This is a genomic window from Roseateles sp. GW821-FHT03B02 (assembly GCF_059421025.1).
Genome location: NZ_JBWKUV010000003.1, coordinates 135,148 through 162,098, shown reverse-complemented (window position 1 = coordinate 162,098; position 26,951 = coordinate 135,148). Strand labels below are relative to the sequence as shown.

The 26,951-nt window shown below is 71.3% G+C and carries 25 protein-coding genes; 11 read left to right on the top strand and 14 right to left on the bottom strand.

Annotated features, from left to right (window positions below):
* The first annotated feature begins 70 nt into the window (after positions 1-70).
* A complete protein-coding gene (locus AC07VX_RS10530; RefSeq protein WP_493164673.1) occupies positions 71-2,284 on the top strand; it encodes a putative bifunctional diguanylate cyclase/phosphodiesterase in 2,214 nt (737 codons plus the stop codon).
* A gap of 80 nt (positions 2,285-2,364) precedes the next feature.
* The gene (locus AC07VX_RS10525; protein ID WP_493164672.1) at positions 2,365-3,582 is read left to right on the top strand and encodes a 6-phosphofructokinase; all 1,218 of its coding nucleotides are present in this window, start codon (positions 2,365-2,367) and stop codon (positions 3,580-3,582) included.
* Here AC07VX_RS10525 and AC07VX_RS10520 read toward each other — a convergent pair whose 3' ends face one another.
* Complete coding sequence (locus tag AC07VX_RS10520) at positions 3,583-4,038, bottom strand: YciI family protein (RefSeq protein WP_493164671.1); 456 nt, start codon at positions 4,036-4,038, stop codon at positions 3,583-3,585.
* A gap of 64 nt (positions 4,039-4,102) precedes the next feature.
* Here AC07VX_RS10520 and AC07VX_RS10515 point away from each other — a divergent pair, with 64 nt between their 5' ends.
* From AC07VX_RS10515 to AC07VX_RS10495, 5 genes are all read left to right on the top strand, one after another.
* Complete coding sequence (locus tag AC07VX_RS10515) at positions 4,103-4,561, top strand: VOC family protein (protein ID WP_493164670.1); 459 nt, start codon at positions 4,103-4,105, stop codon at positions 4,559-4,561.
* A 106-nt stretch (positions 4,562-4,667) separates the two neighbouring features.
* A complete protein-coding gene (locus AC07VX_RS10510) occupies positions 4,668-5,153 on the top strand; it encodes a hypothetical protein (protein WP_493164669.1) in 486 nt (161 codons plus the stop codon).
* A gap of 79 nt (positions 5,154-5,232) precedes the next feature.
* Positions 5,233-5,631 (top strand): BlaI/MecI/CopY family transcriptional regulator, encoded by a 399-nt coding sequence (locus AC07VX_RS10505; RefSeq protein ID WP_493164668.1) that lies wholly within the window; start codon positions 5,233-5,235, stop codon positions 5,629-5,631.
* Positions 5,628-7,877: a M56 family metallopeptidase gene (locus tag AC07VX_RS10500; protein WP_493164667.1), complete on the top strand. Its 2,250-nt coding sequence runs from the start codon at positions 5,628-5,630 to the stop codon at positions 7,875-7,877. Before AC07VX_RS10505 ends, AC07VX_RS10500 begins: the two co-directional genes overlap by 4 nt.
* Before the next feature lie 94 nt (positions 7,878-7,971).
* Positions 7,972-8,394, top strand: coding sequence for a nuclear transport factor 2 family protein (locus AC07VX_RS10495; RefSeq protein ID WP_493164666.1), 423 nt, complete (start codon positions 7,972-7,974; stop codon positions 8,392-8,394).
* Between the two features lie 5 nt (positions 8,395-8,399).
* Here the strand turns inward: AC07VX_RS10495 and AC07VX_RS10490 are convergent, their stop codons facing one another.
* From AC07VX_RS10490 to AC07VX_RS10435, 12 genes are all read right to left on the bottom strand, one after another.
* A complete protein-coding gene (locus tag AC07VX_RS10490) occupies positions 8,400-9,527 on the bottom strand; it encodes an HD-GYP domain-containing protein (RefSeq protein ID WP_493164665.1) in 1,128 nt (375 codons plus the stop codon).
* A 169-nt stretch (positions 9,528-9,696) separates the two neighbouring features.
* Positions 9,697-10,605, bottom strand: coding sequence for a hydroxymethylglutaryl-CoA lyase (locus AC07VX_RS10485; RefSeq protein WP_493164664.1), 909 nt, complete (start codon positions 10,603-10,605; stop codon positions 9,697-9,699).
* A gap of 3 nt (positions 10,606-10,608) precedes the next feature.
* Entirely contained in the window at positions 10,609-12,591 is a 1,983-nt protein-coding gene (locus tag AC07VX_RS10480) for an acetyl/propionyl/methylcrotonyl-CoA carboxylase subunit alpha (protein WP_493164663.1), read from the bottom strand.
* 89 nt (positions 12,592-12,680) lie between these two features.
* The gene (bioB, locus tag AC07VX_RS10475; protein ID WP_493164662.1) at positions 12,681-13,721 is read right to left on the bottom strand and encodes a biotin synthase BioB; all 1,041 of its coding nucleotides are present in this window, start codon (positions 13,719-13,721) and stop codon (positions 12,681-12,683) included.
* Positions 13,718-14,407, bottom strand: a complete 690-nt coding sequence (gene bioD / locus AC07VX_RS10470) for a dethiobiotin synthase (RefSeq protein ID WP_493164661.1) — start codon at positions 14,405-14,407, stop codon at positions 13,718-13,720. The genes bioB and bioD overlap by 4 nt, the downstream gene beginning before the upstream one ends.
* Positions 14,404-15,618 carry an 8-amino-7-oxononanoate synthase gene (gene bioF, locus AC07VX_RS10465; protein WP_493164660.1) on the bottom strand — a complete coding sequence of 405 codons (1,215 nt, stop codon included), beginning with the start codon at positions 15,616-15,618 and terminating at the stop codon, positions 14,404-14,406. The genes bioD and bioF overlap by 4 nt, the downstream gene beginning before the upstream one ends.
* Complete coding sequence (gene bioA / locus AC07VX_RS10460) at positions 15,605-16,885, bottom strand: adenosylmethionine--8-amino-7-oxononanoate transaminase (RefSeq protein WP_493164659.1); 1,281 nt, start codon at positions 16,883-16,885, stop codon at positions 15,605-15,607. Before bioA ends, bioF begins: the two co-directional genes overlap by 14 nt.
* A complete protein-coding gene (locus tag AC07VX_RS10455; RefSeq protein WP_493164658.1) occupies positions 16,882-17,493 on the bottom strand; it encodes a DUF4126 domain-containing protein in 612 nt (203 codons plus the stop codon). Before AC07VX_RS10455 ends, bioA begins: the two co-directional genes overlap by 4 nt.
* Before the next feature lie 2 nt (positions 17,494-17,495).
* Positions 17,496-18,278 (bottom strand): enoyl-CoA hydratase/isomerase family protein, encoded by a 783-nt coding sequence (locus tag AC07VX_RS10450; RefSeq protein WP_493164657.1) that lies wholly within the window; start codon positions 18,276-18,278, stop codon positions 17,496-17,498.
* Positions 18,275-18,826, bottom strand: coding sequence for a GNAT family N-acetyltransferase (locus tag AC07VX_RS10445; protein ID WP_493164656.1), 552 nt, complete (start codon positions 18,824-18,826; stop codon positions 18,275-18,277). The genes AC07VX_RS10450 and AC07VX_RS10445 overlap by 4 nt, the downstream gene beginning before the upstream one ends.
* Positions 18,823-19,587 (bottom strand): M48 family metalloprotease, encoded by a 765-nt coding sequence (locus AC07VX_RS10440; protein ID WP_493164655.1) that lies wholly within the window; start codon positions 19,585-19,587, stop codon positions 18,823-18,825. Before AC07VX_RS10440 ends, AC07VX_RS10445 begins: the two co-directional genes overlap by 4 nt.
* A complete protein-coding gene (locus AC07VX_RS10435) occupies positions 19,587-21,194 on the bottom strand; it encodes a carboxyl transferase domain-containing protein (RefSeq protein ID WP_493164654.1) in 1,608 nt (535 codons plus the stop codon). Before AC07VX_RS10435 ends, AC07VX_RS10440 begins: the two co-directional genes overlap by 1 nt.
* A gap of 160 nt (positions 21,195-21,354) precedes the next feature.
* On the opposite strand from AC07VX_RS10435, the gene AC07VX_RS10430 reads away from it, so the two are divergent.
* The gene (locus AC07VX_RS10430) at positions 21,355-22,047 is read left to right on the top strand and encodes a TetR/AcrR family transcriptional regulator (protein ID WP_493164653.1); all 693 of its coding nucleotides are present in this window, start codon (positions 21,355-21,357) and stop codon (positions 22,045-22,047) included.
* On the opposite strand, the gene AC07VX_RS10425 is transcribed toward AC07VX_RS10430, so the two are convergent.
* Positions 22,044-22,325, bottom strand: a complete 282-nt coding sequence (locus tag AC07VX_RS10425) for a hypothetical protein (RefSeq protein WP_493164652.1) — start codon at positions 22,323-22,325, stop codon at positions 22,044-22,046. The two genes, AC07VX_RS10430 and AC07VX_RS10425, sit on opposite strands and share 4 nt — an antisense overlap.
* Positions 22,326-22,411: 86 nt before the next feature.
* Between AC07VX_RS10425 and AC07VX_RS10420 the strand changes: the two genes are divergently transcribed.
* The 3 genes from AC07VX_RS10420 (at position 22,412) to AC07VX_RS10410 (ending at position 26,949) form a co-directional block, all read left to right on the top strand.
* Positions 22,412-24,031, top strand: coding sequence for a FecR domain-containing protein (locus AC07VX_RS10420; protein WP_493164651.1), 1,620 nt, complete (start codon positions 22,412-22,414; stop codon positions 24,029-24,031).
* A complete protein-coding gene (locus AC07VX_RS10415; RefSeq protein WP_493164650.1) occupies positions 24,028-26,403 on the top strand; it encodes a CHASE2 domain-containing protein in 2,376 nt (791 codons plus the stop codon). The genes AC07VX_RS10420 and AC07VX_RS10415 overlap by 4 nt, the downstream gene beginning before the upstream one ends.
* A gap of 90 nt (positions 26,404-26,493) precedes the next feature.
* Positions 26,494-26,949: a (2Fe-2S)-binding protein gene (locus tag AC07VX_RS10410; protein ID WP_493164649.1), complete on the top strand. Its 456-nt coding sequence runs from the start codon at positions 26,494-26,496 to the stop codon at positions 26,947-26,949.
* The last annotated feature ends 2 nt before the right edge of the window (positions 26,950-26,951 follow it).

Here is a 26,951-nt window from a genome sequence, read left to right as displayed (position 1 = left end):
CACTACGCTTGCGGCTCTTGACGAGAAGAGGCCGCCGCACTGGCCGCCCAAGCCCGGAGCCCTGGCCCCCATGCAAGAGACACCCGCCGCTGACGACGATCTGCTCGAACTGCTCGACGAGCCCGAGCACGCAGACGGCGAACACCGCCACAACGACCGGCCCTGGCGCATCCTCATCGTCGACGACGACGGCGACGTCCACAAGGCCACCGAACTGGCCATGCAGGGGCTGACCGTCGAAGGCCAGCCCCTCGTCTTCCTGCACGCCAGCTCCGCTGCACAAGCCCGCCAGTTGCTCGCCAGCGAGGATGACCTCGCCGTCGTGCTGCTGGACGTCGTCATGGAGAGCGAGGACGCCGGCCTGCAACTGGTGCGCCACATCCGCGACGAGTTGCGCCTGAACGCCGTGCGCATCGTGCTGCGCACCGGTCAGCCCGGCTATGCGCCCGAGATCGAGACGGTGCAGGCCTATGACATCAACGACTACAAGACCAAGTCCGAGCTGACCCGCACCCGGCTCTACACCGTGCTGACCGCCGCCGTGCGCTCCTACCGCCAGATCTGCGCGCTGGAGGCCAACCGCCGCGGGCTGGAGATGATTGTCGAGAGCAGCACCTCGCTGTCCCGCATGCGTGGCCTGTCGCGTTTCGCGGAAGGCGTCGTCACGCAGCTTTGCGCCTTGCTGGGCATCCTGCCCGAGGGCCTGGTCTGCGCCCAGGTGGGTGGCGAGAACGGCGACGAGGTGCGCATCGTGGCCGCCGCCGGCCAGTACAGCGGCCTGATCGACCGGCCGCTGGCCCAGGTCAAGATCGCCGCCGTGCGCGAGCGGCTGGAACGCTGCCTGCGCGAGCAGGCCAACCTCTATGACGACGGCACCTGCCTGTACTTCGGCATGGGCCAGGGCCGCGCGATGGCGGCCCTCGTGGACGTGGGCCGCGAACTCGACGAGCTGGACCAGCAGCTGCTGCGCGCCTTCTGCTCCAACATCGCCGTCGGCTTCGAGAACGTGGTTCTGTACAGCCAGCTGCTGGACCAGGCCTACAACGATCCGCTGCTGCGCCTACCCAACCGCAACCGCTTCGTCGAGCTGCTGGACAAGAACCTGAAAGACCCGTCCGGCGTCACGCTTGCGCTGATCGACATCGACGACTTCTCCGACATCAACGACGCCTTCGGCCACCACTTCGGCGATCAGGTGCTGCAGGCCGTCGTGCACCGCATGAGCGAGATGCTGGGCCTGAACACGGCCATGGCCCGCGTCGGCGCCGACACCTTCGGTGTGCTGGGCGAGCACGCCAAGGTCTGCCCCGAGAGCGTGCAGGCCGTCTTCGCCGATCCCTTCATGGTGTCCGGCGAACGCCTGCAGCTGTCCGCCACCACCGGCCTCGTGCGCCTGGGCGAATCCACGGCCGTCGGCTCCGAGCTGCTGCTCGACGCCCAGATCGCGCTCAAGCGCGCCAAGCAGCAGCAGCGCGGCTCGTCGCAGTACTTCTCGGCCGCCATGGGCAGCGACGCGCGCGAGCGCTTCAAGCTGCTCAAGGGCCTGCGCGCCGGCTTCGAGGAAAGCCAGCTGTTCGTCGTCTACCAGCCGCAGGTGGACATCGTCAACGGCCGCGTCATCGGCGCCGAGGCGCTGCTGCGCTGGCGCGCGACGGACGGCCGCTTCATCCCGCCCGACCAGTTCATCCCGCTGGCCGAGCAGAGCGGCCTCATCATCCCCATCGGCGAATTCGTCATGCGCACCGCCTGCGGCCAGCTGAAGAAGATGCAGGGCCTGGGCCACGCCGACTTCCGCATGGCCGTCAACGTGTCGATGGCCCAGTTCCGCCACCCCGGCTTCATCGACATGCTGGCCCGCGCGCTACAGGACTGCGGGGTCGTCGGCCAGAGCATCGAGCTCGAGATCACCGAGTCCATGGCCATGGAGGACGCCGACCTCGTGCTGCGCGTGCTGGCCGACATCAAGCGCCTGGGCTTCAGCGTCGCCATCGACGACTTCGGCACCGGCTTCTCGTCCTTGAGCCAGCTGCGCCAGCTGCAGGTCGACCGCCTGAAGATCGACCGTGCCTTCGTGCAGGAGGCGCAGTCCTCCACCGCCGGCTCCACCATCGCGCAGATGGTCGTCAACCTCGGCCGCGGCCTGGGCCTGACCGTCATCGCCGAAGGCATCGAGACCGAGGAGCAGCGGCAGTACCTGATCGGCCTGGGCTGCCACGAAGGCCAGGGCTGGCTGTTCGCCAGGCCCATGCCGGCCGATCAGCTCGAAAGCTTCATGGCGAGCTGAGCCCGGGGGCTCGGGAGCGGCCCGCAACAACTCCGCGGCCCCTAAACTGCGCCGTCACTCGACGACAGCCAGGAGCGCTCATGAGTCTCGCGAAGATCCTCGTCGCCCAAGGTGGCGGCCCCACCGCCGTCATCAACCAGAGCCTGGTCGGCGTCGTGCTCGAAGCGCGCCGGCAGGCCGGCGTGGGCAAGGTCTACGGTGCCCGGCACGGCGTGCGCGGCATCATCAACGAGGACTTCGTCGACCTCACGCAGGAGACCAGCCACAACCTGGAACTGGTGGCCGGCACGCCCGCCTCGGCGCTGGGCTCCACGCGCGACAAGCCCGACGCGGCCTACTGCCACGAGATCTTCACGGTGCTGAAGGCTCACGGCATCACGCACTTCTTCTACATCGGCGGCAACGACTCGTCCGACACCGTGCGCATCGTGTCTGAGGAAGCCCAGGCCGCGGGCTACGCGCTGCGCTGCATCCACATCCCCAAGACCATCGACAACGACCTCGTCGGCAACGACCACACGCCCGGCTACGCGTCCGCCGCGCGCTTCGTCGCCCAGGCCTTTGCCGGTGCCAACCTCGACAACGCGGCGCTGCCGGGCGTCTACGTCGGCGTCGTCATGGGCCGCCACGCCGGCTTCCTGACCGCCGCCGCGGCTTTAGGCAAGAAGTTCGACGACGACGGCCCGCACCTCATCTACCTGCCCGAGCGCAGCTTCGACAACGAGCAGTTCCTGCGCGACGTGAAGGCCACGCACGAACGCTTCGGCCGCTGCGTCATCGCCGTCAGCGAGGGCATCCACGACGCCTCCGGCACGCCCATGCTGTCCAAGCTCGCGGGCGACCTGGAGCGTGATGCGCACGGCAACGTGCAGCTCAGCGGCACCGGCGCCCTGGCCGACCTGCTGTGCGAGGAGATCAAGGCCAAGCTCGGCATCAAGCGCGTGCGTGGCGACACCTTCGGCTACCTGCAGCGCAGCTTCCTCGGCTGCGTGTCCGACGTGGACCAGCGCGAGGCCCGCGAGGTGGGCGAGAAGGCCGTGCAATACGCCTTCCACGGCGACCGCGACGGCTCGGTCGCCATCAAGCGCACCGGCACCTATGCGGTCGACTACGCGCTGCTGCTCCTGGCCGCCGTGGCCGGCAAGACGCGCACGATGGAAGACCACTTCATCACCGCCAGCGGCACCGACGTGACCGACGCCTTCCGCCTCTACCTGCGCCCGCTGCTGGGCTCGGGCATGCCGGATGCGTTCCGGCTGCGACCCAACCCCGTGCCCAAGGTGCTCAACCGCGGCTGATCACGGCTTCGGCTTGATGAGCCGGGGATGCCAATCGTTGACGGCCAGCAGTGCGGCCGAGCCGAAGTGGCGGTGCACGTCCGCCACCATCTCGCCGTTGACGATGACGGGGTCGGTGTCGACAGCCTTGCGAGCGGCCTCCACGTCCTTGGTAGCGAAGATGAACAGCCCGCGCAGGCCGTTCTGGCCGTCCAGCGGGCCCGCATACACGAGCAGGCCCTCCTTGGCCAGGCGCTCCATGTTGGCGAAATGGCCCTTGAACATGGCATCGCGCTCGGGCCCGTCGGGCATGCGTTTGGGGCCGGTCTTCAGCAGCACGAAGACGTAGGGACGCAGGCCGTTGTCGTTGGCGCCCCAGGCCTGGGCCTTGGCGGCGTCGTAGGCGGGGGCTTCCTGGGCGTGGGCGGACAGGGCGCTCAGCAGGGCGAGGGCGCAGGCGGCGGCGATTCGTTTCATGGTGTGGCCGAGCAGCAGTCGCAATGCGAGCATTGAACCGCACCCCAGCTTCAGCGAGACCGCGATGAAACCCACCCCACCCGGCTGGCCTCGGCTGTCATCGGCCCTCTACTGCGAGAACGCGCGTGAGGCCATCGCCTGGTACGCACGAGCCTTCGGCTTCGAGGTCGAGATCGTCGTCGACGCGCCCGACGGCAGCGTCATGCACAGCGAGCTGCGCTACGGCGAGGCCATCGTCATGGTGGCTGAGGGCAGCGCAGCGCGCGGGCCGAAGTTCGGCGTCGCGGGCCGCGCGCCCAGGGTCATCGGCGGCGCGGTCACGCAGTCGCTCTTCCTTTACGTCGACGATGTCGACGCCCATTGCGCCCAGGCGCGTGCGGCCGGCGCCGTCGTGAGCTACGAGCCGGTGGACAACGACTACGGTGCCGACTACTGGTGCGACCGCAGCTATGGCTGCATCGATCCCGACGGCCACCTGTGGTGGTTCAGCCAGCGGCTGCGCAACCCGCCCGGGGCGGCCTGAAGCGCGGAGGATTTCACGCCCGCCGTGCGCTTCACGGCGGTGTCACGGGCCCTGCAAACGGGCTGGACAAGATGCGCCCGTCCCGCAGGATGCCCGAGGAGCCGTCATGTCCCAGTCCGTCATTCCCACCAAGACCGAGCTTGCCCGCCAGTTGCTGGCCGGCCCCCGCGGCAGCCTGCCCGCACCGCTGCGCATGCTGCTCATCAGCGTGGACGGCCAACGCACCGAGGCCCAGTTGCTGGATGTGGCCCGCTCGCTGGGCCTGGGTGCGCAGGCGCTGCGGGGCCTGCAGCGCGAAGGGCTGGTCAGTGTTGGCGCCGAGCCGCCGCGCTCCGGAGCGCCCGCCGCGCCGGCGCCGGCCGATGGGGCCGAGGGCCTGCGCCGGCTGATGCGGGCCAAGATGTTCGCGCTCGACCTGGCCGGCCGCATGCTGGCCGGGCGGGATGCCGAACTGCGTGCCCGCGCCCGCGCGGTGGACACCGAGTCGCGCTTTCTCGACTGGATGACCGAGGCCTGCGCCAGCATCGAGGCGGCTTCCAGCGCCGAGCGCGCCCAGCTGTTCCGGGCGCGCGTGGCCGACGCCATCGCCTGAGAACCCCCTGCCGAAAGGCACTTGCCTGCGGGCGCTCGAATCTTCTACATTTGTAGTACGACAACTGTAGAAGCAAATCATGGACGAGGAACCGGGGGCCGGCGAGGTGTCGCTCAGCGATCTTCAGCTGAGCCTGATGCGCGTACTGTGGGCGCGCGGCGAGGCCAGCACGGCCGAGGTGGCCGAGGCCTTGCGCGGCGAGCGCGACCTGGCGCACACGACGGTGGCGACTCTGCTGACGCGGCTGGAGAAGCGCGGGCTGCTGAGCAGCCGCCGCGAGGGCCGGGCGCTGCTGTACCAGCCGCTGGTCACGCAGGCCGACGTGCAGCGCTCCATGGTGGGCAGCCTGGTCGACAGCCTGTTCGCCGGCCGCGCCAGCGCGCTGGTCAGCCACCTGCTGGACGCGCGCGGTGTCGACGCCCGGGAACTGGCCGAGCTGCAGGCCCTGCTGAAGCAACGCAAGGGAGACGCGCCATGACCGATGTGCTGCTGACCTGGCTGTGCAGCTATCTGCTGCACAGCAGCCTGTTGATGGCCGGCCTGTGGGCCGCCGAGCGCGCTGGCGGGCTGGCGCGGCTGTCCACGTCCACGCAGGAGTGGCTGTGGCGCCTGGCCCTGCTCGGCGGCCTCGTCAGCGCCAGCCTGCCGCTGCTGTCCGCGTCGCCGCCGCCGGCGCCGGTCGACGCCGTGCGGCACGTGCTCGTCGCGTCGCCCGACGCGCGGCCCGTCGTGGTCGAAGAGGTGCCGGCCGTCGCGGCACGGCCCAGCGCCCAGCTCGGCGCCCTGCCCATCACGGCGAGCATCGCGCCCAGGGCGCATGACCTGGCCATTGGCTTCGTCGCCGCCTGGCTGCTGGGGGCCGCGCTGATGGGCGCCGGCCTGGCCTTGCAGTGGCTGTGGCTGCGCCGGGCCGTCAAGCGCCTGCCCGAACTGGCCGACGCGCGTTGGCGGCACCTGGCCGCGCGCCTGGCCGCCGACATGGGCCTGCCCCGGCCCGCGCTGCGTCATGCCCGTGCCGGCTGGGCCAGCCCGCTGCTGGCACCGGGTCGCGTCCTCTGCCTGCCGGCCTGGTGCCTGGCCCTGCCCGACGACGAGGCGCGCGCCGTGCTGGGCCACGAACTGGCCCATCTGCGCCGGCGCGACCCCGCCTGGCGCCTGCTCGCCGCCATCGTGAAGGCGCTGCTGTGGCCGCAGCCGCTGAACCGCGTCGCGCTGCAACGCCTCGACCTGCTCGCCGAACTGGCCTGCGACGCCGCAGCCGCCGCGCCCTCGGGCCAGGGCCTGGCGCTGGCGCAAAGCCTGCTGCGCTGCGCCGAGGCCCTGAAGGCCCAGGGCGGCCGGCACGGCCCGGCGCTGGCCTGCGGTGCCGCTAGCGCCGGCTCGCCGCTGCTGGCCCGCGTGCGCCGACTGCTGAAGGCCGAGGGCGAGGCCGCGCCGCGCGAGCGCCGCGGCCTGCGCTGGGGCCTGGTGGCGGCCATGCTGGCCGCGCTGGTCGCCCTGCCGGCGGTAGTCGTGAGCCACACCGACGGGCGTGAACTGCTGGAGCGTTTCGACCTGGGCGGCATCACCGACGGCCTGACGATCTCCACGCGCGGCACGCGCATGTACAGCCGCTACCCCGGCGGCAGCTTCAGCGTGACGCTGGACGGCAAGGTTGACTTCGGTGAGGCCGAAGACGAGGTGCAGGCGCTGACCGGCACCCTCGTCGTGCGCGAGCGCGAAGGCGGTCTGGCGCGCGAGATGAAGCTCGTCTCCATGGGCGAAGGTCGCATCCGGAGCGAGTACCGCGTCGGCGGCGAACCCGCCGCGCTGGACGAGGCCGGCCGCCGTTGGTGGGCCAAGGCCGTGCTGCGCATGGCCGAGCACCTGACCGATCCGCTGGTGCGCGCGAGGAAGCTGTTCGCCAAGGGCGGCCTCGATGCCGTGCTGGCGGACGTCGACAAGCCCGGCGAGGACTACGCGCGCCGCCGCCGCATCGAGGCTGCGCTCAAGCTGGACGGTCCGGTGCCGCCGGCCGCGCAGGACCGGCTCATCGCCGCGTCGGCCGGCCTGCAGGGCGGCTTCGAGCGCCGCGAGGCCCTGAGCGCGATCGCCCGGCTGCCGCTGGCGCAGCCGCAGCAGCTGGCCTGGCTGAAGGCCGCGGGCGGCATCGACGGTGACTTCGAGCGCCGCGAGGCCCTTGCGGCGCTGGCACCGCGCCTCATCGCCAGCCCCGCCGTGCTCGCGGCCTGGGGCGAGGCGGCGGCCCGGATCGGCGGCGACTTCGAGCTGCGCTCCGCCATCGAGGCCCAGGTGGCCGCGATGCCGCAGCCCCCGGTGCTTGCCGCCGCGCTGCAGGCCGTGGCCCGCCTGCAGGGCGACTTCGAGAAACGCGAGGCCCTGGCCGCCATCGCGCGCCGCCTGCAGGGCGACGAGGCCGAGCTGGTCGACGCCTATGCCCGCGCCGCGGCGGGCATCGGCGGCGGCTTCGAGCGGCGCGAGGCGCTGAACCAGTTGCTGGACCGGCCGCGGCTGGGACCGGCGGGCCTGGAGCGCGTGCTCGCCAGCGCCGAGGGCATGGAGGGCGGCTTCGAGCGCCTGCAGGTGCTGCTGCGCGTGGCCGAAAAGATGGGCCAGGCCAGGCCGGCGGACGCCGCCCTCGTCGAGCGCGTGCGCCGCGCCGGGCGCGGCCTGGGCGAGCATGAGCGCGGCCAGATCGAGAACGCGCTCGACCGGCTGAGCTGAGGGCGGCGAGGGCCCGGTGTAGCCAAAGTCACTTCCGCGCCGCGGGCCTTGCTGCCATGCTGCGCGCCGGTCGCCATTCCGGACGGAGCCCATCTTGCAAAGACGCATCTTCATGAGCAGCGCGGCGCTGGCCGCCGCTTCCACGGCGGCCGCTGCCGAGCCCGAGGCCGCCGCCATCGAGGCCTGCGCGCTCGACTACATCGAGGGCTGGTACGCCGGCGATGCGGCGCGCATGGAGCGCTCGCTGCACCCCGAGCTGGCCAAGCGCATCGTCGCGCGCCGGCCCGACGGGCGCAGCGTGCTGCAGACCATGGGCGCCATGACGCTGGTGCAGTCCACGCGTGCCCGCGCCGGCAAGCCCGAGACGGGCAGGCGCGCCGACGTGAAGATCCTCGACGTCTTCGGCCGCGTCGCCAGCGTGCGCGTGGACGCCGAGGGCTGGATCGACTACATGCACCTGGCCCAGGAGGACGGGCGCTGGCGCATCGTCAACGTGCTGTGGGAGTTGCGGGCCTAGCCGATCTATTCGGGCATGGCCCGGATCAGCTTTTCCAGCCCCACCCGTACCTTCAGCCCGGCCAGCGGCACCACGGCGGCGATGCCGAACTCGGGCTTGGTGGTGTCGCGCCGTGCGGGCTCCATGCGCAGATTGCCTTCGCGGTCGGTCAGCACGGCCACGAGGGGCGTGTTGGCGCTTTCGCCGCGGCGCATCACCATGCCCACTTCGCCGGATTTCAGCCGTACCGTGCAGCCCGGCGGGTACAGGCCGAACTCCTTGATGAGGGCGGCGGTCAGCGCGTCGCCCTTGGCGGATTGGTACTGCAGCCGCGCCGCGGCGTCGGCCAGCATCGGCGGGCGCTTCAGCCGCGGGCTGAGCTTGGCGGTGAAGCAGTCGGCGCTGTGCACCAGCTGCGCCACCTCGTGCACCTTGACCGGCCGCCTCGGGTAGCCCGAGCCGTCGTGCTCCTCATGGTGCTGGCGCACGGCCTCCAGCCATTCGGCGTCCGTCACGCCGGCCATCTCCAGCATGGCCGCGCTGCGCTCGGGATGGGACTGGATCTCGGCACGCTGCAGCGGCGTGACCGGCGACACCTGGGTCACCAGCTTGTTCTGCAGTTCGGCCATGGCGATGTTCATCGTCAACGCCGTGCGCAGCGCGCATTGCCGCTGCTGCGCCGACCAGCCCAGCCGCGTGGCCGCCAGGCAGGCGGCCGTGGCCGTGTGCACGGCGTGCCTGCTGGCATACGAGGTCGGGCCACCGTCGACGGCCTCGGTCCGAACCGCCTGCAGGATGGCCAGGTCGGGGTCGCGTTCGATGAGGGCCATCAGCGGGCGGGAGGCATGGTCCAGCGACTGGGTGAAGTCGCTCGTCGGGCTGGCGCGCAACAGCCGCCCCACCTCGCCCATGCTTTCGTCCCAGTAGGCCGGCAGCTGGTCGCGCCGCGCGTTGGCGATCCTGCGGGCCGCGTCGTCGAACTCGCGGACGTCCACCGTCGCTTCGCGCTCGATCAGCTTCTCCAGCTGCTCGGTGCTCTCGAACTGATGGCCCCGGGCCAGCAGCAGGCGCCCGCCGACATCGAAGATGCCGAACGGTGTGGGCTTGCCCGCCTGAAAACGGGTCTTGTGCAGACTCAGAGGCTGAAAGTTCATGGCCTACCGCGAGTGGCCCGCATCGTCTCCAATGCGCCCCGGCCAACCCAACGTCCTTGTTTTTATGACGGGCGGATTACAGCCGGGGTCGGCAGGCCTTGTGCAAGTTTTTTAAGCAGTCAGTTGTGACAACCGACACGTCAGATTCGTTGCAATCGAATGAAATTTCTCAGCTTGCGCGCTTGGCGAGCACCGCTCGCGCCACGCGCGACACCGGCGAGCGGCCCAGCACCTTCGAGATGAAGGCGCCCGCGTCCACCAGCTTATCGAGGTCGATGCCCGTGGCGATGCCCAGGCCGTTCAGCATGAAGACGACGTCTTCCGTGGCCACATTGCCGGTCGCGCCCTTGGCATAGGGGCAGCCGCCCAGGCCCGCCACGCTGGCGTGGAAGCTGTGCAGGCCCAGCTCCATGCTGGCGTAGATGTTGGTCAGCGCCTGGCCATAGGTGTCGTGGAAATGGCCCGACACCTCTGGGGCAGGGAAGTGCTTGAGCGCGCGCTCCATCGCCGCCTGCACCTTGCGCGGCGTGCCGACGCCGATGGTGTCGGCGATGTCGATGGCGTCCACGCCCAGCGCGCGCAGCGGCTTGACGACGGCCTCCACCTGGTCGGCGCTGATCTCGCCCTCGTAGGGGCAGCCCAGCGCGCAGGACAGCGCTGCGCGCACCTTCACGCCGGCCGCATGCGCGCCTTCGATAACCGGCGCGAAGCGCTCCAGGCTATCGGCGATGGAGCAGTTGATGTTCTTCTGCGTGAAGGCCTCGCTGGCCGCCGTGAAGACGAGGATCTCGTCGGGCTGGGTCGCCAGCGCCGGCTCCAGGCCCTTGGTGTTGGGCACGAGGACCGAATAGCGCACGCCGGGCTTGCGCTGGATGGCGGCCATCACGGCCGTGTTGTCACCCATCTGCGGCACCCACTTCGGGCTGACGAAGCTGGTGACCTCGATTTCCTTGAGCCCAGCGTCCTGCAGCATGGCGACCAGGGTCGCCTTGTGCTCGGTGGCGACGTTGGCCTTCTCGTTCTGCAGCCCGTCGCGCGGGCCGACGTCGAGGATCTTGACGTGCGAGGGCAGGGCCATGGTTCAGGCCTCCAGCTTGAGGAGTTCCGCGCCGTCACCGACCTGATCGCCCACGGCGAACAGCAGCTCGGCCACGGTGCCGTCGCGCGGCGACGAGATGGTGTGCTCCATCTTCATCGCTTCCATGACGGCCAGGGGCTGGCCCTTGGTGACGGTGTCGCCGGCCTTGGCCAGGAAGGCCACCAGCTTGCCGGGCATGGGGGCCGTCAGGCGGCCGCCTTCGGCCGCGCCGTCGCCGGCATGGGCGATGACGTCCACCTCGGTCAGCACGGCCGAACCGTCGGCGCCGAAGACGGCGACGCGTTCGCCCTGGGCATAGGTCTTCACGCGGATGCGTTCGTTGCCGAGGAAGAGTTCATGCGTCTCGGCATCGCTGCTCTGCACGGCGAAGGCGATGGCCTCGCCCGCGACCGTCAGCGTCATGCCGCCGCGGTGGTGGCGGGACAGCAGCACCTCGTGATGGCTGCCGCCGGCTTCGAGGTCGAAGCGGCGAGTGGCCGAGCCGAACAGTCGGAAGCCATCGCGGGCGCTCCACGGGTCGGTGTCCTGGGTCGCGCCCTCCACAGCCAGCGTGTGGGCGACGACGGCGGCGGCGCTGACGCGCAGCGGCAGGCTGGGCTGGTCGAACAGCTGGGCCTTCTCGCGCTCGATCAGGCTGGTGTCGAGATCGGCGCCCGCGAACGACCGGGTGGCGGCGCAGCGGCGCAGGAAGGCGACGTTGGTGTGCAGGCCGACGATGTGGGTGTCGCGCAGCGCGGTGTCCAGGCGGGCGAGCGCCTGGGCGCGGTCCTCGCCCCAGACGATGAGCTTGGCGATCATCGAGTCGTAGAAGGGGCTGATGGCATCGCCCTCACGCACGCCAGCGTCGATGCGCACGTTGCCGCGCTCAAACGCCACGTGGGCGGGCCAGCGGGCCACGTCCAGCGCGCCGGTGGCAGGCAGGAAGCCGCCGTCGGGGTTCTCGGCGCAGATGCGGGCCTCGATGGCGTGGCCGTGCATGCGCAGCTCCGATTGCTTGAGCGGCAGCGGCTCGCCGGCCGCGACGCGCAACTGCCACTCCACCAGGTCCTGGCCGGTGATGGCCTCGGTGACCGGGTGCTCCACCTGCAGCCGCGTGTTCATCTCCATGAAGTAGAAGCGGCCGTCTTGTTCAGCAATGAACTCGACCGTGCCCGCGCCGACATAGCCGACGGCCTTGGCCGCCGCCACGGCGGCGTCGCCCATCTGGGCGCGGCGCTCCGGCGTCATGCCCGGCGCGGGCGCCTCTTCCAGCACCTTCTGGTGGCGGCGCTGCACCGAGCAGTCGCGCTCGAACAGGTAGACGCAGTCGCCGTGCGAGTCGCCGAAGACCTGGATCTCGATGTGGCGCGGGCGCTGCACATAGCGCTCGATCAGCACCGCATCGTCGCCGAAGCTGTTGATGGCCTCGCGCTTGCATGAGGCCAGGGCGGCATCGAACTCGTCGGCGCTGTAGACGGCGCGCATGCCCTTGCCACCGCCGCCGGCGCTGGCCTTGATCAGCACGGGATAACCGATGCGATCGGCCTCTCGCTTGAGCAAGGCCGGTTCCTGGTCGGCCCCGTGATAGCCCGGCACCAGCGGCACCTGGGCGGCTTCCATCAGGCGCTTGGACTCGGCCTTCAGGCCCATGGCCAGGATGGCGCTCGGCGGCGGGCCGATGAAGACGACGCCGGCATCGGCGCAGGCCTGGGCAAAGGCCTCGTTCTCGCTCAGGAAGCCGTAGCCTGGGTGCACGGCCTCGGCGCCGGTGGCCTTGGCCGCGGCGAGGATGCGTTCCCACTGCAGATAGGAGTCGCGCGGCGCCGGCCCGCCGATCAACACGGCCTCGTCACAGGCCTTGACATGCTGAGCATCGGCATCGGCCTCGGAATAGACGGCGACCGTCTGGATGCCGAGGCGCTTGGCAGTCGCGGCCACCCGGCAGGCGATCTCGCCGCGGTTGGCGATCAGGATCTTCTTGAACATCTCTCTTGTCTCCTCAGCCGTCTTCTTGTGGATTCGGGATCGGGGCGCGCTTCAGGTCGATGGGCCGTCAGCGCGCGGTGTCACAGGGATCAGTGGGTGCAGACCTGCACCTTGGCCGCCGCGTCGGACGGCGTCAGCTCGGCCTCCGTCGAGCAGCGCATGCCCAGGCGCTCCAGCAGCGCGCGGTCCTTCTCGGCCTGCGGGTTGCTCGTCGTCAGCAGCTTGTCGCCGTAGAACATGGAGTTGGCGCCAGCGAGGAAACAAAGCGCCTGCATGGTCTCGGGCATTTCCTCGCGACCAGCCGACAGGCGCACCATGGCGCGCGGCATGGTGATGCGGGCGACGGCGATGGTGCGGATGAACTCCAGCGGGTCCAGCGGCGCGGTGCCGGCCAGCGGCGTGCCTTCGACCTGCACGAGGTTGTTGATGGGCACGCTCTCGGGGTAGGGGTCGAGGTTGGCCAGCTGCACGATGAGGCCGGCGCGCTGGCGGCGCGTCTCGCCCATGCCGACGATGCCGCCGGAGCAGACCTTCAGGCCTTGCTGGCGCACGCGCTCCAGCGTGTCCAGGCGGTCCTGGTAGGTGCGGGTCGTGATGATCTGGCCGTAGAACTCGGGCGCCGTGTCGAGGTTGTGGTTGTAGTAGTCGAGGCCCGCCTCCTTGAGCTGCTCGGCCTGGCCGTCTTCCAGCATGCCGGCGGTGAGACAGGTCTCCAGGCCCAGCGCCTTGACCTCGGAAATCATCTCGCCGATGGCCTCCAGGTGGCGGGGCTTGGGCGAGCGCCAGGCAGCGCCCATGCAGAAGCGTGTCGCGCCGTTCTGCTTGGCGGCGCGGGCGGCTTCCATCACTTCTTCGAGCGGGATCAGCTTCTCGGCCTTGAGGCCCGTGTCGAAGTGAGCCGACTGCGGGCAGTAAGCGCAGTCCTCCTCGCAGCCGCCGGTCTTGATGGACAGCAGCGTCGAGAGCTGCACCGCGTTGGCGTCGAAGTGCTCGCGGTGCACCTGCTGGGCGCGGAACAGCAGGTCGTTGAAAGGCAGGTCGAACAGGGCCACGACGTCCTTGACCGTCCAGGGGGTGGCCTGGCGGCGCTCGGCGTCGGTGGTGGGGGTGAGGGTCTGGATCTGGTTCATGCGGGGAGGTGTCCGAGCAGGGGTTCGAGCGACAGATGGCGGGCCATCGTGGCGTGGTCGGCGTGGGCCAGGCGCGGCACATGGCCGAGGCAGGGGGCGGCGAGGCCGCGCTGCAGAGCTTGCAGATTGTCGGTGACGTGAGGCTGACGCTCGTCCACGGTGTTGGCCACCCAGGCGGCCAGCGTCAGGCCGCGGGCGCGCACGGCCTCGGCCGTCAGCAGCGCGTGGTTGATGCAGCCCAGGCGCAGGCCGACGACGAGGATGACGGGCAGGGCGAGGTCGGCGGCGAGGTCGGCGGTGTCCCAGCTGTCGTTCAACGGCACGCGAAAGCCGCCTACACCTTCGACGAGGGCCACGTCGGCCCGGCCGCCGACCCAGCGCAGCGCATGCAGCAACGGTTCGCGGACGATGGCCTCGTCCTCGATGCGCGCGGCGATGTGCGGCGCGCAGGCGGTGCGCAGCTGCAGCGCGCCCACCTCGGCGGACGTGAGGCCCATGTTGCCGGCGGCGCGCAGGCGCTCGACGTCGTCGTTGAGCCAATGGCCGTCGATGAAGTCCTGGCCGGCGGAGACGGGCTTGAGCGCGGCGACGCGGCGGCCAGCGAGCGCGAAGGCGTGGGCCAGGCCGGCCGTGACAGCGGTCTTGCCGATCTCGGTGTCGGTGCCGGTGATGAAGAAGCCCTTCACGCTGCGCACTCCTGCGCGGCGGCGGCGCGGTCCAGCGCCGTCAGCAGCGTGTCGACGTCGGCGGCGGTGTGCGTGCCGCACAGCGTGATGCGCAGCCGCGCCGTGCCGGCGGCCACCGTGGGCGGGCGGATGCCCGGCACGCGCAGGCCGGCGCTCTCCAGCGCGGCGGCCAGGGCCATGACCTCGGCGTTGCCGCCGACGATCAGCGGCTGGATGGGCGTGGCCGCATCGGTCAGCTGCCAGCCCAGGCGCGGGTGGCGGTCGATGAGGGCCAGCAGGCCGTCGCGCAGCCGGGCCTGCAGCGCGACGAGGTTGGCTCGGCGCTGCGTGCCGACGGGGCCTTCGATCAGTGCGAAGCTGGTCAGCAGGGCATGCTCGACGGCCGGCGGCGAGGCGGTCGAGAAGATGAAGTTGCGTGCGGCCTGCAGCAGGTAGTCGACGATGGTGGCGTGGGCAGCGACGAAGGCGCCCGCGAGGCCGGCGGCCTTGCCGAGCGTGCCGACCAGGATGAGGCGCTCGCTCTTCAAGCCGAAGTGCTCCAGCGAGCCGCGGCCTGTTTCGCCCAGCACGCCAAAGCCGTGGGCGTCGTCGACGATGAGCCAGGCGTCGAATTCCTCGGCCAGGGCCAGCAACTCGGGCAGGGGTGCCAGGTCGCCGTCCATGCTGAAGACGGCGTCGGTGACGATGAGCCTGACCTTGGCCGTGCTGGCCGCCAGCAGCGAGCGCAGGCCGGCCACGTCGGCATGGCCGTAGCGCGTGACCCGGGCCTTGGCAAGCCGCGCCGCGTCGATCAGCGAGGCGTGGTTGAGCTGCTCCGAGAAGATCTCGGTGTGCTCGTCGCCCAGCGCCGCGACGACGGCGAGGTTGGCCATGTAGCCGGTGCAAAAGCCGATGGCGCGGGCCTGCGGGATGTGCGGCGCGTACCAGCGCGCGAGGGCGTCGGCAACGGCTTCGTGGGCGGCGCTGTGGCCGCTGACCAGGGGCGAGGCCCCCGAGCCGCCGCCCCAGCGGCGTGCGCCTTCGGCCAGAGCCTCGGCGATGGCCGGCTCGGCGGCCAGGCCCAGGTAGTCGTTGGAGCAGAACATCAGCAGCTCGCGGCCGTTGATGGTCTGGCGGGGGGCGGTGCCGCTGTCGGCGCGGCGCAGGCTGCGCTTGAGGCTCTGCGCCGAGATGGCGGCGAGCTTGGCGCTCAGGTGTTCAAGCAAGGACATCGTTCAATGTCGCCGTCACGGCCCCGGCCAGGAAGGCCGCGGTCGCGTCGTCGATTAGGTAGGGGGGCATCAGGTAGACGGTGGCGCCGATCGGTCGGATCAGCAGCTCGTGTGCGCGCGCCGCAAGATGGAAGCGCTCGGCGAAGCGGGGTGGTGCTTCAGGCACATCGAAGGCCAGGATCATGCCGCGTTGGCGGAGGTGGGTGATGCGTGAGGACAAGGGCGCGAAGGCGCGCGTCAGGCGTTCGGCCTGGGCGCGGTTGGCGTCGAGCTGGCCGGCATCGAAGCGGTCCAGCACCGCGTTGGCTGCGGCGCAGGCCAGCGGGTTGCCGGTGTAGGAGTGCGAGTGCAGGAAGCCGCGTGTGACGTCTTCGCTCCAGAAGGCGGCGAACACCTCGTCCGTCGTCAGCACCAGGGACAGCGCCATCGTGCCGCCCGTGATGCCCTTGCTCAGCAGCAGGAAGTCCGGCCACTCGGTGCCGGTCTGCTCCCAGGCGAAGAAGGTGCCGGTGCGCCCGCAGCCCACCGCGATCTCGTCGGCGATGAGGTGCACGCCGAACTCGCGCGTCAGCTCGCGCAGGCCGCGCAGGTACTCGGGCGAGTACATGACCATGCCGGCCGCGCCCTGGATCAGCGGCTCGACGATGACGCAGGCGATCTGCGCATGGCGTTCGGCCAGCAGGGCGCGCATCGCGGCCAGGGCCTCGGCTTCGTTGCCCAGTCGGCCATCCGGCGACGTGACGATGTGGGCGCGCATCAGCAGCGGGTCGTAGGCGTCGCGGAAGACCTGCACGTCGGTCACGCTGAGCGCGCCCAGGGTCTCGCCGTGGTAGCTGTTCTTCAGGCAGACGAACTCGCGCTTGTCCGTCAGGCCGCGGTTCTTCCACGAATGAAAGCTCTGCTTCAGCGCGATCTCGACGGCGCTGGCGCCATCGCTGCCGAAGAAGACGTGACCCAGCGCGCCGGCCGTGCGCGCCGACAACCGCTCGGCCAGGCGCACGGCCGGCTCGTGGGTGCAGCCGGCCAGCATCACATGCGGCAGGGTGTCGAGCTGGTGCTTGATCGCGTCATGCAGTGCGCGGTCGCTGTGGCCGAACAGGTTGACCCACCAGGACGAATTGGCGTCGAAGTAGCGCCGGCCGTCGGTGTCGAACAGCCAGGGGCCGTCGCCGCGGGCGATGGGCAGCGGCGGCACGGCGTCCAGGCGCGCCATCTGGGTGCAGGGGTGCCAGACGGCGGCGCGGCTGCGGTCTTGGAGGGAGGTCATGCGAGGGCAGGGCGGCGCAACCGGCGAAGGAGCGCACGCAGGAATTTGAAGCAGAACCAGATCAGCGCGGCCATGACGGCCAACGCCAACGCCAGCAGCGGGAAGAAGACGAAGGGATGGGCCAGGGCCAGCCACAGCATGGCCGGCACGGCCAGGTCGCCCATCAGCGACAGGCCGATGTTGGAGAAGGGTTCGGGCGAGGTATTGGCCGCCGCACGCGTGCTGGCCTTGGCGACATGCGAGGTGGCTGCAAGCCCGGCCCCCAGCAGTGCAGCGACGATGCCCCAGGCCTGGCCGTGGTCGCCCGCCCAGCCGCTGACGACGCCGGCCACCAGGGCTGCGCCGGCGGGGATGCGGATCAGCGTGTGCAGGGCGTCCCAGGCGCTGTCCAACAACGGGACCTTGTCGGCCAGGAACTCGAACAGGGCCAGCGCCGCGGCGCAGCCCATCACCAGCGGCGTGCCGAGGATCTGCAGCCCCGGTGGCAACGCAATCCACCCCCAGTGCCCGGCGATGCCGACCAGCAGCACCGTCAGGTACAGGCGCAGGCCGCTGGCCCAGCCGAGCGCGGCGGCCAGGGCGAGCAGGTGGACGGCGTCGAGATCCATCGTCAGGCCAGCCAGCTCGGCTTGCTCTTGCCCAGGAAGCTCTGCACGCCCTCACGACCTTCGGCGCTGGCGCGGATGTCGGCGATGCGGCGGGCGGTGTCGTCACGCAGCGCGGGCGTGATCTCACGGCTGGCGACGTCCTTGACGAGCTGCTTGCAGGCGCGCGCGGCGGCTGGGCCGTTGGCCGTGATGGCCGCCACCAGCTCGTCGACCTTGGCATCCAGCGCCTCGGCCGCGACGACCTCGTGCACCAGGCCCAGGCGCCTGGCCTCGTCGGCCGGGAAGCGCTCGGCCGTCACGAAGTAGCGCCGCGAGGCCTGCTCGCCCAGGGCCTTGACGACGTAGGGCCCGATGGTGGCGGGCAGCAGGCCCAGCTTGGCTTCCGACAGGCAGAAGCCCGCCGTCTCCACCGCCACGACGATGTCGGCGCAGGCCACCAGGCCGACTCCGCCGGCGTACACATCGCCCTGCACGCGGGCGATGACCGGCACCGGGCAGGAGTAGATCGCCCACAGCATGTCGGCCAGGCGGGTGGCGTCGGCATGGTTCTCGTCCCAGCTGTAGCCGGCCATGGCCTTCATCCAGTTCAGGTCGGCACCGGCGCAGAAGGCCTTGCCCTCGGCGGCCAGCACGATGGCGCGCAGGTCGGCGCGCAGGCCCAGCTCGGTGAAGGTGGCAGCCAGTTCGCCGATCAGCACCTCGTTGAAGGCGTTGCGCACCTCGGGGCGGTTCAGCGTGACACGGGCGACGTGGCCGGCGGTGGTGACGGTCAGGCAGGTGGTCATGGCGAGGTCGCTTCGGGTTGGGCCGCAGCCAGCGGCTTGCACATCAGCACGGAACGGTAGGTCTTGCCGGCCCACTGCACGGCGCCCACCTCGGCATAGCCGCGGCGGGCGTAGCGGCTGCGCAGCGCGGTGGCCGGTTCGGCGGTGTCCAGGGCGATTTGCTGCAGGCCCTGTGCCGCTGCCCAGCGCTCGGCGGTGTCGATGAGCTGCTCGGCCACGCGCTGGCCGCGCCAGTCGGGGTGAACGCCCAGCTGGGACAGGATGGCGGTGCCCGCCGTCGTGTAGAGCGGCGGCGGTGGGTCGGCGATGTAGGCCTCGCCCGCGGGCTTGGGGCCGCGCACGGCCACGGTGCCGATGATGCGGCCGTCGGCGACGGCGACGAAGCCCTGCGCGTCGGCCAGGCGCTGGCGCGTGACCTCGACGGGCTGGTCCACGGCCGTGAAGTTCCAGCCCTGGGCGGCGAGGCTGGCATAGGCGGCGTGCAGCAGCCGCGTCAGGTCTTCGATGCTGTCGGCCTTGCTGATGGGGCGGATGGCGATGGGCGTCATGGCGTGACCGGCTGTCGGCAGATCGTGAGGATGGGCAGCTGCGCCTGCTGTTCACGCAGCGCGTCGACATCGGCCTCGTGGCGGGGCTGCAGGCGTTCGAGGGTGGGCATCAGCGCTTGGCCGCGCTGGCCGCTGGTGCAGAACTCGCCGGCCGCGTCGCGCAATTGCCTGACGCGCAGCTCGCTGGCGGGATGGGTGTCGTCACCGGTCCGGGACTTCAGCGGCAGGCGGGCGATCAGCGCCGGCCAGTCGGCCGCGAGTTGCCGGACGGGGTAGCCGGCCAGCCCCGCAAGGAACAGGCCGAGCCGGTCGGCGTCCAGCTCCATCTGCAGTCGGTCTTTCGGCGCCTCCTCGTGAGGCGGCGGCGTCCTGCGCTCCAGCATGGGCGCGGCGGCGGGCGGCTGGCCCGCCATTGCGACGCCGGTCAGCGCATGGCCCAGCACCAGATGGGCGATTTCATGGCCGCCGATCAAGGCCAGCTCGGGCTCCGCCAGCAGCTCCAGCAGGGGCTGCGTGACGACCACATTGCCCATGAGGGAGAACGCACGCACGCTGTCGCCGGCGATGGCCTGGATCTGGATCGTGCAGCGCTTGCTGCCGTCGGTCGCCCGTTCACTCAGCCGCTCGCACCAGGGTGCAGCGGCGGCCTGCAGCCGCAGCTGCACGCGCGCCAGCTCCTCGGCGGTCGCAGCCTGGCTGGCGGGCAGGTGCAGGCCCAGGGCCGCTGCCAGCGACGCGATGAGGGCGGCAGGGGGGCGCATCACATCCGGAACACGCCGAACCGGGTGTCCGGGATCGGCGCGTTCAAGGAGGCCGACAAACCCAGCGCCAGCACGCGGCGCGTGTCGGCCGGGTCGATGACGCCGTCGTCCCACAGCCGGGCGGAGGCGTAGTAGGGGTGGCCCTGGTCCTCGTACTGCTGGCGGATCGGCGCCTTGAAGGCTTCTTCCTCTTCGGCGCTCCAGGCGCCGCCCTTGGCCTCGATGCCGTCGCGGCGGATGGTGGATAGCACGCTGGCCGCCTGCTCGCCGCCCATCACCGAGATGCGCGCGTTGGGCCACATCCACAGGAAGCGCGGCGAGTAGGCGCGGCCACACATGCCGTAGTTCCCGGCGCCGAATGACCCGCCGATGATGACGGTGAACTTGGGCACCTGGGCGCAAGCCACGGCCGTCACCATCTTGGCGCCGGCGCGGGCGATGCCGTCGTTCTCGTATTTGCGGCCGACCATGAAGCCGGTGATGTTCTGCAGGAACACCAGCGGGATCTTGCGCTGGCAGCACAGCTCGATGAAGTGGGCGCCCTTGTTGGCGCTCTCGGCGAACAGGATGCCGTTGTTGGCGACGATGCCCACCGGCATGCCCTCGATGTGGGCGAAGCCGCAGACCAGGGTGTTGCCGTAGCGGGCCTTGAACTCATCGAACTCCGAGCCGTCGACGATGCGGGCGATGACCTCGCGCACGTCGAAGGGCTTGCGGGTGTCGGTGGGGATGACACCGTGCAGCTCGGCCGGGTCGAAGGCCGGCGCCTTGGGCGGCTGCATGGCCAGCGGGTTCGCCTTGGTCCAGTTCAGCCGCGCGACCGACTGGCGAGCGATGGCCAGCGCATGGGTGTCGTTGTTGGCCAGGTGGTCGGCCACGCCGGACAGGCGTGTGTGCACGTCGCCGCCGCCCAGATCTTCGGCCGTGACGACCTCGCCGGTGGCGGCCTTCACCAGCGGCGGGCCACCCAGGAAGATGGTGCCCTGGTTCTTGACGATGATGGTCTCGTCGCTCATGGCTGGCACATAGGCGCCGCCGGCCGTGCAGGAGCCCATGACGACGGCGATCTGCGGGATGCCTTCGGCGCTCAGGTTGGCCTGGTTGAAGAAGATGCGGCCGAAGTGGTCGCGGTCGGGGAAGACCTCGTCTTGATTCGGCAGGTTGGCGCCGCCGCTGTCCACCAGGTAGAGGCAGGGCAGGCGGTTCTGCTGCGCGATCTCCTGCGCGCGCAGGTGCTTCTTGACGGTGATGGGGTAGTAGGTGCCGCCCTTCACCGTGGCGTCATTGCACACGATCATGCAGTCCACGCCCGACACGCGGCCGATGCCGGCCACCACGCCGCCGCCCGGGGCCGCGTTGTCGTACATGTTCAGGCCGGCCAGCGGGGCCAGTTCGAGGAAGGGTGTGCCGGGGTCCAGCAGCATCTCCACGCGGTCGCGCGGCAGCAGCTTGCCGCGTGCGGTGTGCTTGGCGCGCGCGGCCGCGCCGCCGCCTTGGGCGATCTGTGCGAGCCTGGCGTTGAGGTCGTCGATTAGCCCGCGCATCGCGTCGGCATTGGCCTTGAAGTCGGCCGAGCGAGGGTTGAGCTGGGTGGTCAGAACCGGCATGGTGTCTCCCGGCGAGCTTGCCGAATCAATGATTAAGCAAGACTCAATTTATGGATGGCAGCCTCGTGAGCCGCGCGAGGGGCGTCAGAATAATCCAGGGTGAACACGGATGCAATGCCGACTTGAGTGTTACTCAATAATTGCGCAGAATGCGGCCCCGATGACGATTACCGCCGCCCCGCCCCAGCGCCGTTCTCCCGCCGGCCCCAAGGCCGAGCAGCGCGTGCGCGACATCCTGCGCGTGGGCCGCGAGGTGTTTGCCGAGCGCGGCTACGAGCGCGCCACGACCACCGAGGTGGCCCAGCGCCTCTCCGTCTCGGAGGCCACCGTCTTCACCTATTTCCGCAGCAAGCGCGAGCTGTGCATGCGTGTCATCCAGGACTGGTACGACGAAATCATCGCGGCCATCGAGGCCGGCCTGCCGCGCAGCGCGCCGGTGCGCGAGCAGCTGGAATTCATCGTGCTGACGCATCTGCGGCTCTTCCTCATCCAGGGCACGGGGCTGTGCGCGCTGGTGCTGTCCGAGGGCCGCACCAAGGGCCAGGATCTCGGCGAGGGTTTCGTCGAGCTGCAGCGCCGCTACACCGCGCCGCTGATGGACCTGCTGGCGCGCGGCCAGGAGGCCGGCGAGGTGCGCAGCGACATCCCGCTGCGCCTGCTGCGCTCCCTCGTCTTCGGCCCCATGGAGCACATGCTGTGGGACGTGGTGGTGGCCGGCCGGCAGATCGACGTCGAGGCCAGTGCCCGCGATCTCGTCGCCCTGCTGTGGCCGGCGCTGCAGGCGCCCGACCAGGAGCTGCTGCGCCTGCGCCGCCTGCGCGGGCAGTTGCTGGACGCGCTCGCCCAGGCCTAGCGCGTCCAGGACTGCACCAGCACCGTCTCGCAAACCTTGAACAGCAGCCAGGCCGCCATCGCCGCCAGCGTCGAGGCGAGCAGTTCCAGAAGCTGGCGCAGGCCGCCGTCCTGCAGACCCTGCCAGCCGTAGTCCGACAACAGGGCGGCATTGGCACTCACCAGGCGCACCAGATCCAGCGTCAGCAGCCCGAAGCTGATGAAGCTCAGCACCATGATGCCGAAGCACGCGATGCGGTGGCGGCGCAGCCAGCCGATGAAGCCCGAAATCGTGAGCATTGCGCGCACTCCTCCCGTGTTCGGCATTCTCCGGCATCGCTAGGATCGCAGCTCCTGCGAGGGAAAGGGAGGCTCGGATGAATGCGATGAGAGTCTGGCTCGCCATGGGTCTGCTGCTGGCCTGCGGTTGGGCACGTGCGCAAACCGAGGCGGTAGACGCCGACTGGCGCTACCGCATCCAGCCCGGCGACACGCTGATCACGCTGACCGACGCCTGGCTGGCGCCGCCCAGGACCTGGCGCGACCTGCAGAAGCTCAACCGCGTGCCCGATCCGCTGCGCCTGATGCCCGGCTCGACGCTGCGCATGCCCATCGCCTGGCTGCGGCGCGAGGCCGGCGTCGCCGAGGCCGTGTTCGCACGCGGCCAGGTCACGCGCCAGCGCGGCAGCGCGACCCTGGAGCCGCTGACGGCAGGCGCCACGCTGCAAAGCGGCGACCGCATCCGCACCGGCGCCCAGTCCAGCGCCAGCCTGCGCTTTGCCGATGGCTCGCGCCTGCTCGTGCCGCCCGACAGCGACGTCACGCTCGACCAGCTGCTGGTGCTGGGCCGCGGCGCGCTCCCCGCGGTGCGCATCGGCGTGCAGCAGGGCGGCGCGGACAGCCGTGTCGCGCCCAACGCCCAGCGCGTGCCGCTGTACGAGATCCGCACGCCGCACGTGAACCTGGGCGTGCGCGGCACCGAGTTCCGCGTGCAGACGGCCGGGGCGCAGAGCCGCATGCAGGTGCTGTCCGGCGCGGTGCATGCCGACGGCCTGGGCCCCGATGTGGCGGCCGGCCAGGGCCTGCTTGCCGAAGGCTCGGCGCGCTCGGTCGGCGCGCTGCTGGCGGCGCCCGACCTGTCCGCCATGCCCAGGCTCGCCGAACGCCTGCCGCTGCAGCTGAGCTGGGCGGCCTCGCCGGCCGGCGCCACCGGCTGGCGCGCCCAGCTCTACGCCAGGGGCGACTACGACAGGCTGCTGCTCGACGCCCGCGTGTCCGGGCCCAGCGTCGCCTGGGCCGAGGGCCGCGAGCTGGCCGACGGCGACTACAGCCTGCGCCTGCGCGCCATCGACGCCCGCGGCCAGGAGGGTGCGGCCGCCGACGTCGACATCCGCCTGCAGGCCCGCCCCGAACCGCCCTTCATCCAGGCGCCGGCCCAGGGTGCCGTCAGCTACACCGGCGGCATTGCGCTGGCCTGGAGCCGCAACACCGTCGCACCCAACGTGCGCCTGCAGATCGCGCGCGATGCGGCGTTCAAGGACCTGGCCCTGCAGCCGCCGCCGCTGGACGCGGCGGGCTACGACGCCAGGCTGCCGGACGGCGTCTACCACTGGCGCATCGCTGCCGTGGAAGCCGGCGGCCGCGCCGGCCCCTTCGGCGATCCACAGAGCTTCGAGCTCAAGCCACCGCCGCCCGCGCCGCCGCCGGCCGAGCCCGAGCTCAGCGGCGACCAGCTCAGGCTGCGCTGGCGTGCCGACCCGGGCGTCACGCGCTACGAGCTGGAATGGGCCCGGACCGAGGCCTTCGACGGCGCCGACGTGCAGCGCTTCGCCACCGACAAGGCGGAGCTCGTCATGCCCAAGCCGTCGCCCGGCAAGTACTTCCTGCGCGCCCGGGCCTTCAACGCGGCCGGCGCGGCCAGCCCCTGGGGGCAGGCGCAGATGATCGAGCAGCCCTATCCGCGCTGGCTCTGGCTGCTGCCGCTGCTCCTCGTGCCCCTGCTTTGAAACGCTGGCCCTGGCTTGCCCTGCCCGCCGCCCTCTTGCTGTGGGCGCTGCTGAGCCTGACAGGCGCCCAGGCGCGCATCGACCGCACCCTCGGCGACCTGCTGCTGCGCGCGGCGGCGCCGCGTGCTGCCGCGGCCACCAGCGTCGTCGTCGACATCGACGACGCCTCCCTGCGCGCGCTGCGCCAGCCTCTCGGCGAGTGGCCGTACTCGCGCGAGGTCTACGCGCTGATGCTGGACTACCTCGGCCAGGCGGGTGCCCGCCTCGTCGTCATGGACATCGTCTTCACCGGTCCGCGCGAGGGCGATGCGCGGCTGGCGCAGACGCTGGCCGCCGGCCCGCCGGTGGTGTTGGCCGCCGCGGGCCTGCGCCAGCGCGCGGCCGTCGAGCTGGCAGCGGCCAGCGCCGCCGAGCAGCGTGCCCTGGCGCGCCTGGGCGCCGCCCACGCGCCGGGCCTGGACTGGGACGCGCTGACGGCCCCCGCCGACACGCTGCTGGACGCGTTGACCGAGCCCGCCAGCCTGGGACTCATCTCCGTGGCGCTGGACGACGACGGCCTGCTGCGCCGCCTGCCGCTGCTGCATCGCGTGCAGGGTCGCAGCCTGCCCAGCCTCGCCTTTGCCGCCCGTCTGCGCGCCGACGGGACGCCCGCCTGGCGGCGCGAGGGCGGCGCGCTGGTGGCCGGTGCGCGCCGCTGGCCGGTCGACGAGGACGGCCGGCTGCGCCTGCGCCTGCCGCTGCTGGAGCGAGGCGAGGGCGGCGAGGCGCCGCGCGTGTCCTGGCAGCGGCTGATGCGCGCGGCGCTCGGCGAAGCGGAGGACGCCGAGCTGGCGCGCCTGCTCGCCGGCCGCAGCATCTTCGTCGGCAGCAGCGCGTTCTTCGCCGACGAGGTCATGACGCCGCAGGGCCGCCTCTCCGGCGTGGCGTTGAACGCGGCCGTGTTCGAGGCCCTGGGCGCGGACCCGCTGCCGCTGCTGCGCGACGAGGGCCCGGCCGTGTGGGCGCTGGACGCGCTGCTGCTGGCCGTCGGCGCCCTGCCGCTGCTGCTGCGCCGCCAGGCCCTTGCCGCGGGGCTGGGGCTGGCGGGTATCGTGCTGCTGCCCTGGGGCGCTGCGCTCGCCGGCCTGCTGGCCACGCCCGCGCCGGGCCTGTGTCTGCTGGCGCTCGCACTGGTGCTGACCGCCATCGAGCACGAGCGCCATGCCCGCCAGCGTGAACGCGAGCTGACGCGCGAGCGCGAGCTGGCCGAGGCGCGCAGCCGCGCCAAGACCGAACTGCTGGCCCAGGTCAGCCACGAGATGCGCACGCCGATGAATGCCGTGCTGGGCTTCTCCGACATCCTGGCCCGCTCGCCGCTCAAGCCCGAGCAGGCCCATTACGTCGAGGTGCTGGGTCATGCCGGCCGCCAGGTCTTCGCCCTCATCAACGACCTGCTGGACAACGCCCGCATCGAGAGCGGCCGGCTGGAGCTGGCCTCGCATCCCTTCAACCTCGTCGACCTCGTCGAGCTGCAGCTGGAACTGCTGCGCGAGCGCGCCCAGAGCCAGGGCCTGTGGCTGCGCGTGTTCGCGCGCACCGAGGCCGCGGGCTGGGTGCTGGGCGACCAGCAGCGTGTCGCGCAGATCATCACCAACCTCGTCGGCAACGCGATCAAGTTCACCAAGGCCGGCGGCGTGACGGTGGAGCTGTCGCGTGACGGCGAGGGCAGGATCGTCATCAGCGTGCAGGACACCGGCATCGGCATCGCGCCGGACCGGCTGGAGCGCATCTTCCAGCCCTTCGCGCAGGCCGATGCGGCCATCGCCCGGGAGTTCGGCGGCACGGGCCTGGGCCTGGCCATCACGCGCAGCCTCTCAAGGCTGATGGGTGGCGACGTCAGCGTGCACAGCCGCGTCGGCGAGGGCAGCCGCTTCGAGGTCACGCTGGACCTGCCCGACGCCCACCCGCCCCAGGCCGACCTGGCGGAGCCGCGCGCCGAGCGCGTCGCGCCCGACCATGCGCTGGCCCTGCTGCTCGCTGAAGACAACGACGTCAACGTCCTCGTCATCGAGGGCATGCTGGCGCCCCTGGGTCACCACATCACGCGCGTGTCCGACGGGGCCCGGGCGCTGGCCGCGCTGCGCGACGGCGACTTCGACCTGGTGCTGATGGACATGCAGATGCCCGGCATGGACGGCCTCGCCGCCACGCGGCAATGGCGGGCCGTCGAGGCGGCCGAGGGGCGGCCGCGCACGCCCATCGTCGCGCTGACGGCGAATGCCTTCGACGCCGACGTGCAGCAGTCCCTCGAAGCGGGCTGCGACGCCCACCTCACCAAGCCCATCAGCCTGGCGGCGCTGCTGCAGGCCCTGGCCAAGTACGCGCGGGCCTGACAAGCCGGGGATGGCAATGCCTGAGTGATGTACGGGGGCACTGCTTCTGGCTAGAGTGGCCGGCTTCCCATCCCGCTGCAGGAGCTCGCCATGATCAACATGACCGTCAACGGTCGCGCCGTCGCGCTGGACGCCGACCCCGACATGCCCCTGCTGTGGGCGGTGCGAGAGGAGCTCCAGCTGACCGGCAGCAAGTTCGGCTGCGGCGCCGCCCAGTGCGGCGCCTGCACCATGCACGTGGGCGGCAGCCCGGTGCGCGCCTGCATGACGCCCATCTCCTCGGTGCAGGGCCCCGTGACCACCATCGAGGGCATCGCCAGCGACAAGGTCGGCCAGGTCGTGCAGGCCATCTGGGTGGAGCATGACGTGGCCCAGTGCGGCTACTGCCAGAGCGGCCAGGTCATGAGCGCCGTGGCCCTGCTCAAGGGCAACAGCAAGCCGACCGACGCGCAGATCGACGCGGCCATGGCCGGCAACATCTGCCGCTGCGGCACCTACACCCGCATCCGTGCCGCCATCCACGCGGCCGCGGCCAAGCTCGCCTGAGG

Coding starts and splice junctions, on each gene's coding strand:
- AC07VX_RS10530 (WP_493164673.1), top strand. CDS start 71: ATGCAAGAGACACCCGCCGCTGACGACGATCTGCTCGAACTGCTCGAC.
- AC07VX_RS10525 (WP_493164672.1), top strand. CDS start 2,365: ATGAGTCTCGCGAAGATCCTCGTCGCCCAAGGTGGCGGCCCCACCGCC.
- AC07VX_RS10520 (WP_493164671.1), bottom strand. CDS start 4,038: ATGAAACGAATCGCCGCCGCCTGCGCCCTCGCCCTGCTGAGCGCCCTG.
- AC07VX_RS10515 (WP_493164670.1), top strand. CDS start 4,103: ATGAAACCCACCCCACCCGGCTGGCCTCGGCTGTCATCGGCCCTCTAC.
- AC07VX_RS10510 (WP_493164669.1), top strand. CDS start 4,668: ATGTCCCAGTCCGTCATTCCCACCAAGACCGAGCTTGCCCGCCAGTTG.
- AC07VX_RS10505 (WP_493164668.1), top strand. CDS start 5,233: ATGGACGAGGAACCGGGGGCCGGCGAGGTGTCGCTCAGCGATCTTCAG.
- AC07VX_RS10500 (WP_493164667.1), top strand. CDS start 5,628: ATGACCGATGTGCTGCTGACCTGGCTGTGCAGCTATCTGCTGCACAGC.
- AC07VX_RS10490 (WP_493164665.1), bottom strand. CDS start 9,527: ATGAACTTTCAGCCTCTGAGTCTGCACAAGACCCGTTTTCAGGCGGGC.
- AC07VX_RS10485 (WP_493164664.1), bottom strand. CDS start 10,605: ATGGCCCTGCCCTCGCACGTCAAGATCCTCGACGTCGGCCCGCGCGAC.
- AC07VX_RS10480 (WP_493164663.1), bottom strand. CDS start 12,591: ATGTTCAAGAAGATCCTGATCGCCAACCGCGGCGAGATCGCCTGCCGG.
- bioB (WP_493164662.1), bottom strand. CDS start 13,721: ATGAACCAGATCCAGACCCTCACCCCCACCACCGACGCCGAGCGCCGC.
- bioF (WP_493164660.1), bottom strand. CDS start 15,618: ATGTCCTTGCTTGAACACCTGAGCGCCAAGCTCGCCGCCATCTCGGCG.
- bioA (WP_493164659.1), bottom strand. CDS start 16,885: ATGACCTCCCTCCAAGACCGCAGCCGCGCCGCCGTCTGGCACCCCTGC.
- AC07VX_RS10455 (WP_493164658.1), bottom strand. CDS start 17,493: ATGGATCTCGACGCCGTCCACCTGCTCGCCCTGGCCGCCGCGCTCGGC.
- AC07VX_RS10450 (WP_493164657.1), bottom strand. CDS start 18,278: ATGACCACCTGCCTGACCGTCACCACCGCCGGCCACGTCGCCCGTGTC.
- AC07VX_RS10445 (WP_493164656.1), bottom strand. CDS start 18,826: ATGACGCCCATCGCCATCCGCCCCATCAGCAAGGCCGACAGCATCGAA.
- AC07VX_RS10440 (WP_493164655.1), bottom strand. CDS start 19,587: ATGCGCCCCCCTGCCGCCCTCATCGCGTCGCTGGCAGCGGCCCTGGGC.
- AC07VX_RS10435 (WP_493164654.1), bottom strand. CDS start 21,194: ATGCCGGTTCTGACCACCCAGCTCAACCCTCGCTCGGCCGACTTCAAG.
- AC07VX_RS10430 (WP_493164653.1), top strand. CDS start 21,355: ATGACGATTACCGCCGCCCCGCCCCAGCGCCGTTCTCCCGCCGGCCCC.
- AC07VX_RS10425 (WP_493164652.1), bottom strand. CDS start 22,325: ATGCTCACGATTTCGGGCTTCATCGGCTGGCTGCGCCGCCACCGCATC.
- AC07VX_RS10420 (WP_493164651.1), top strand. CDS start 22,412: ATGAGAGTCTGGCTCGCCATGGGTCTGCTGCTGGCCTGCGGTTGGGCA.
- AC07VX_RS10410 (WP_493164649.1), top strand. CDS start 26,494: ATGATCAACATGACCGTCAACGGTCGCGCCGTCGCGCTGGACGCCGAC.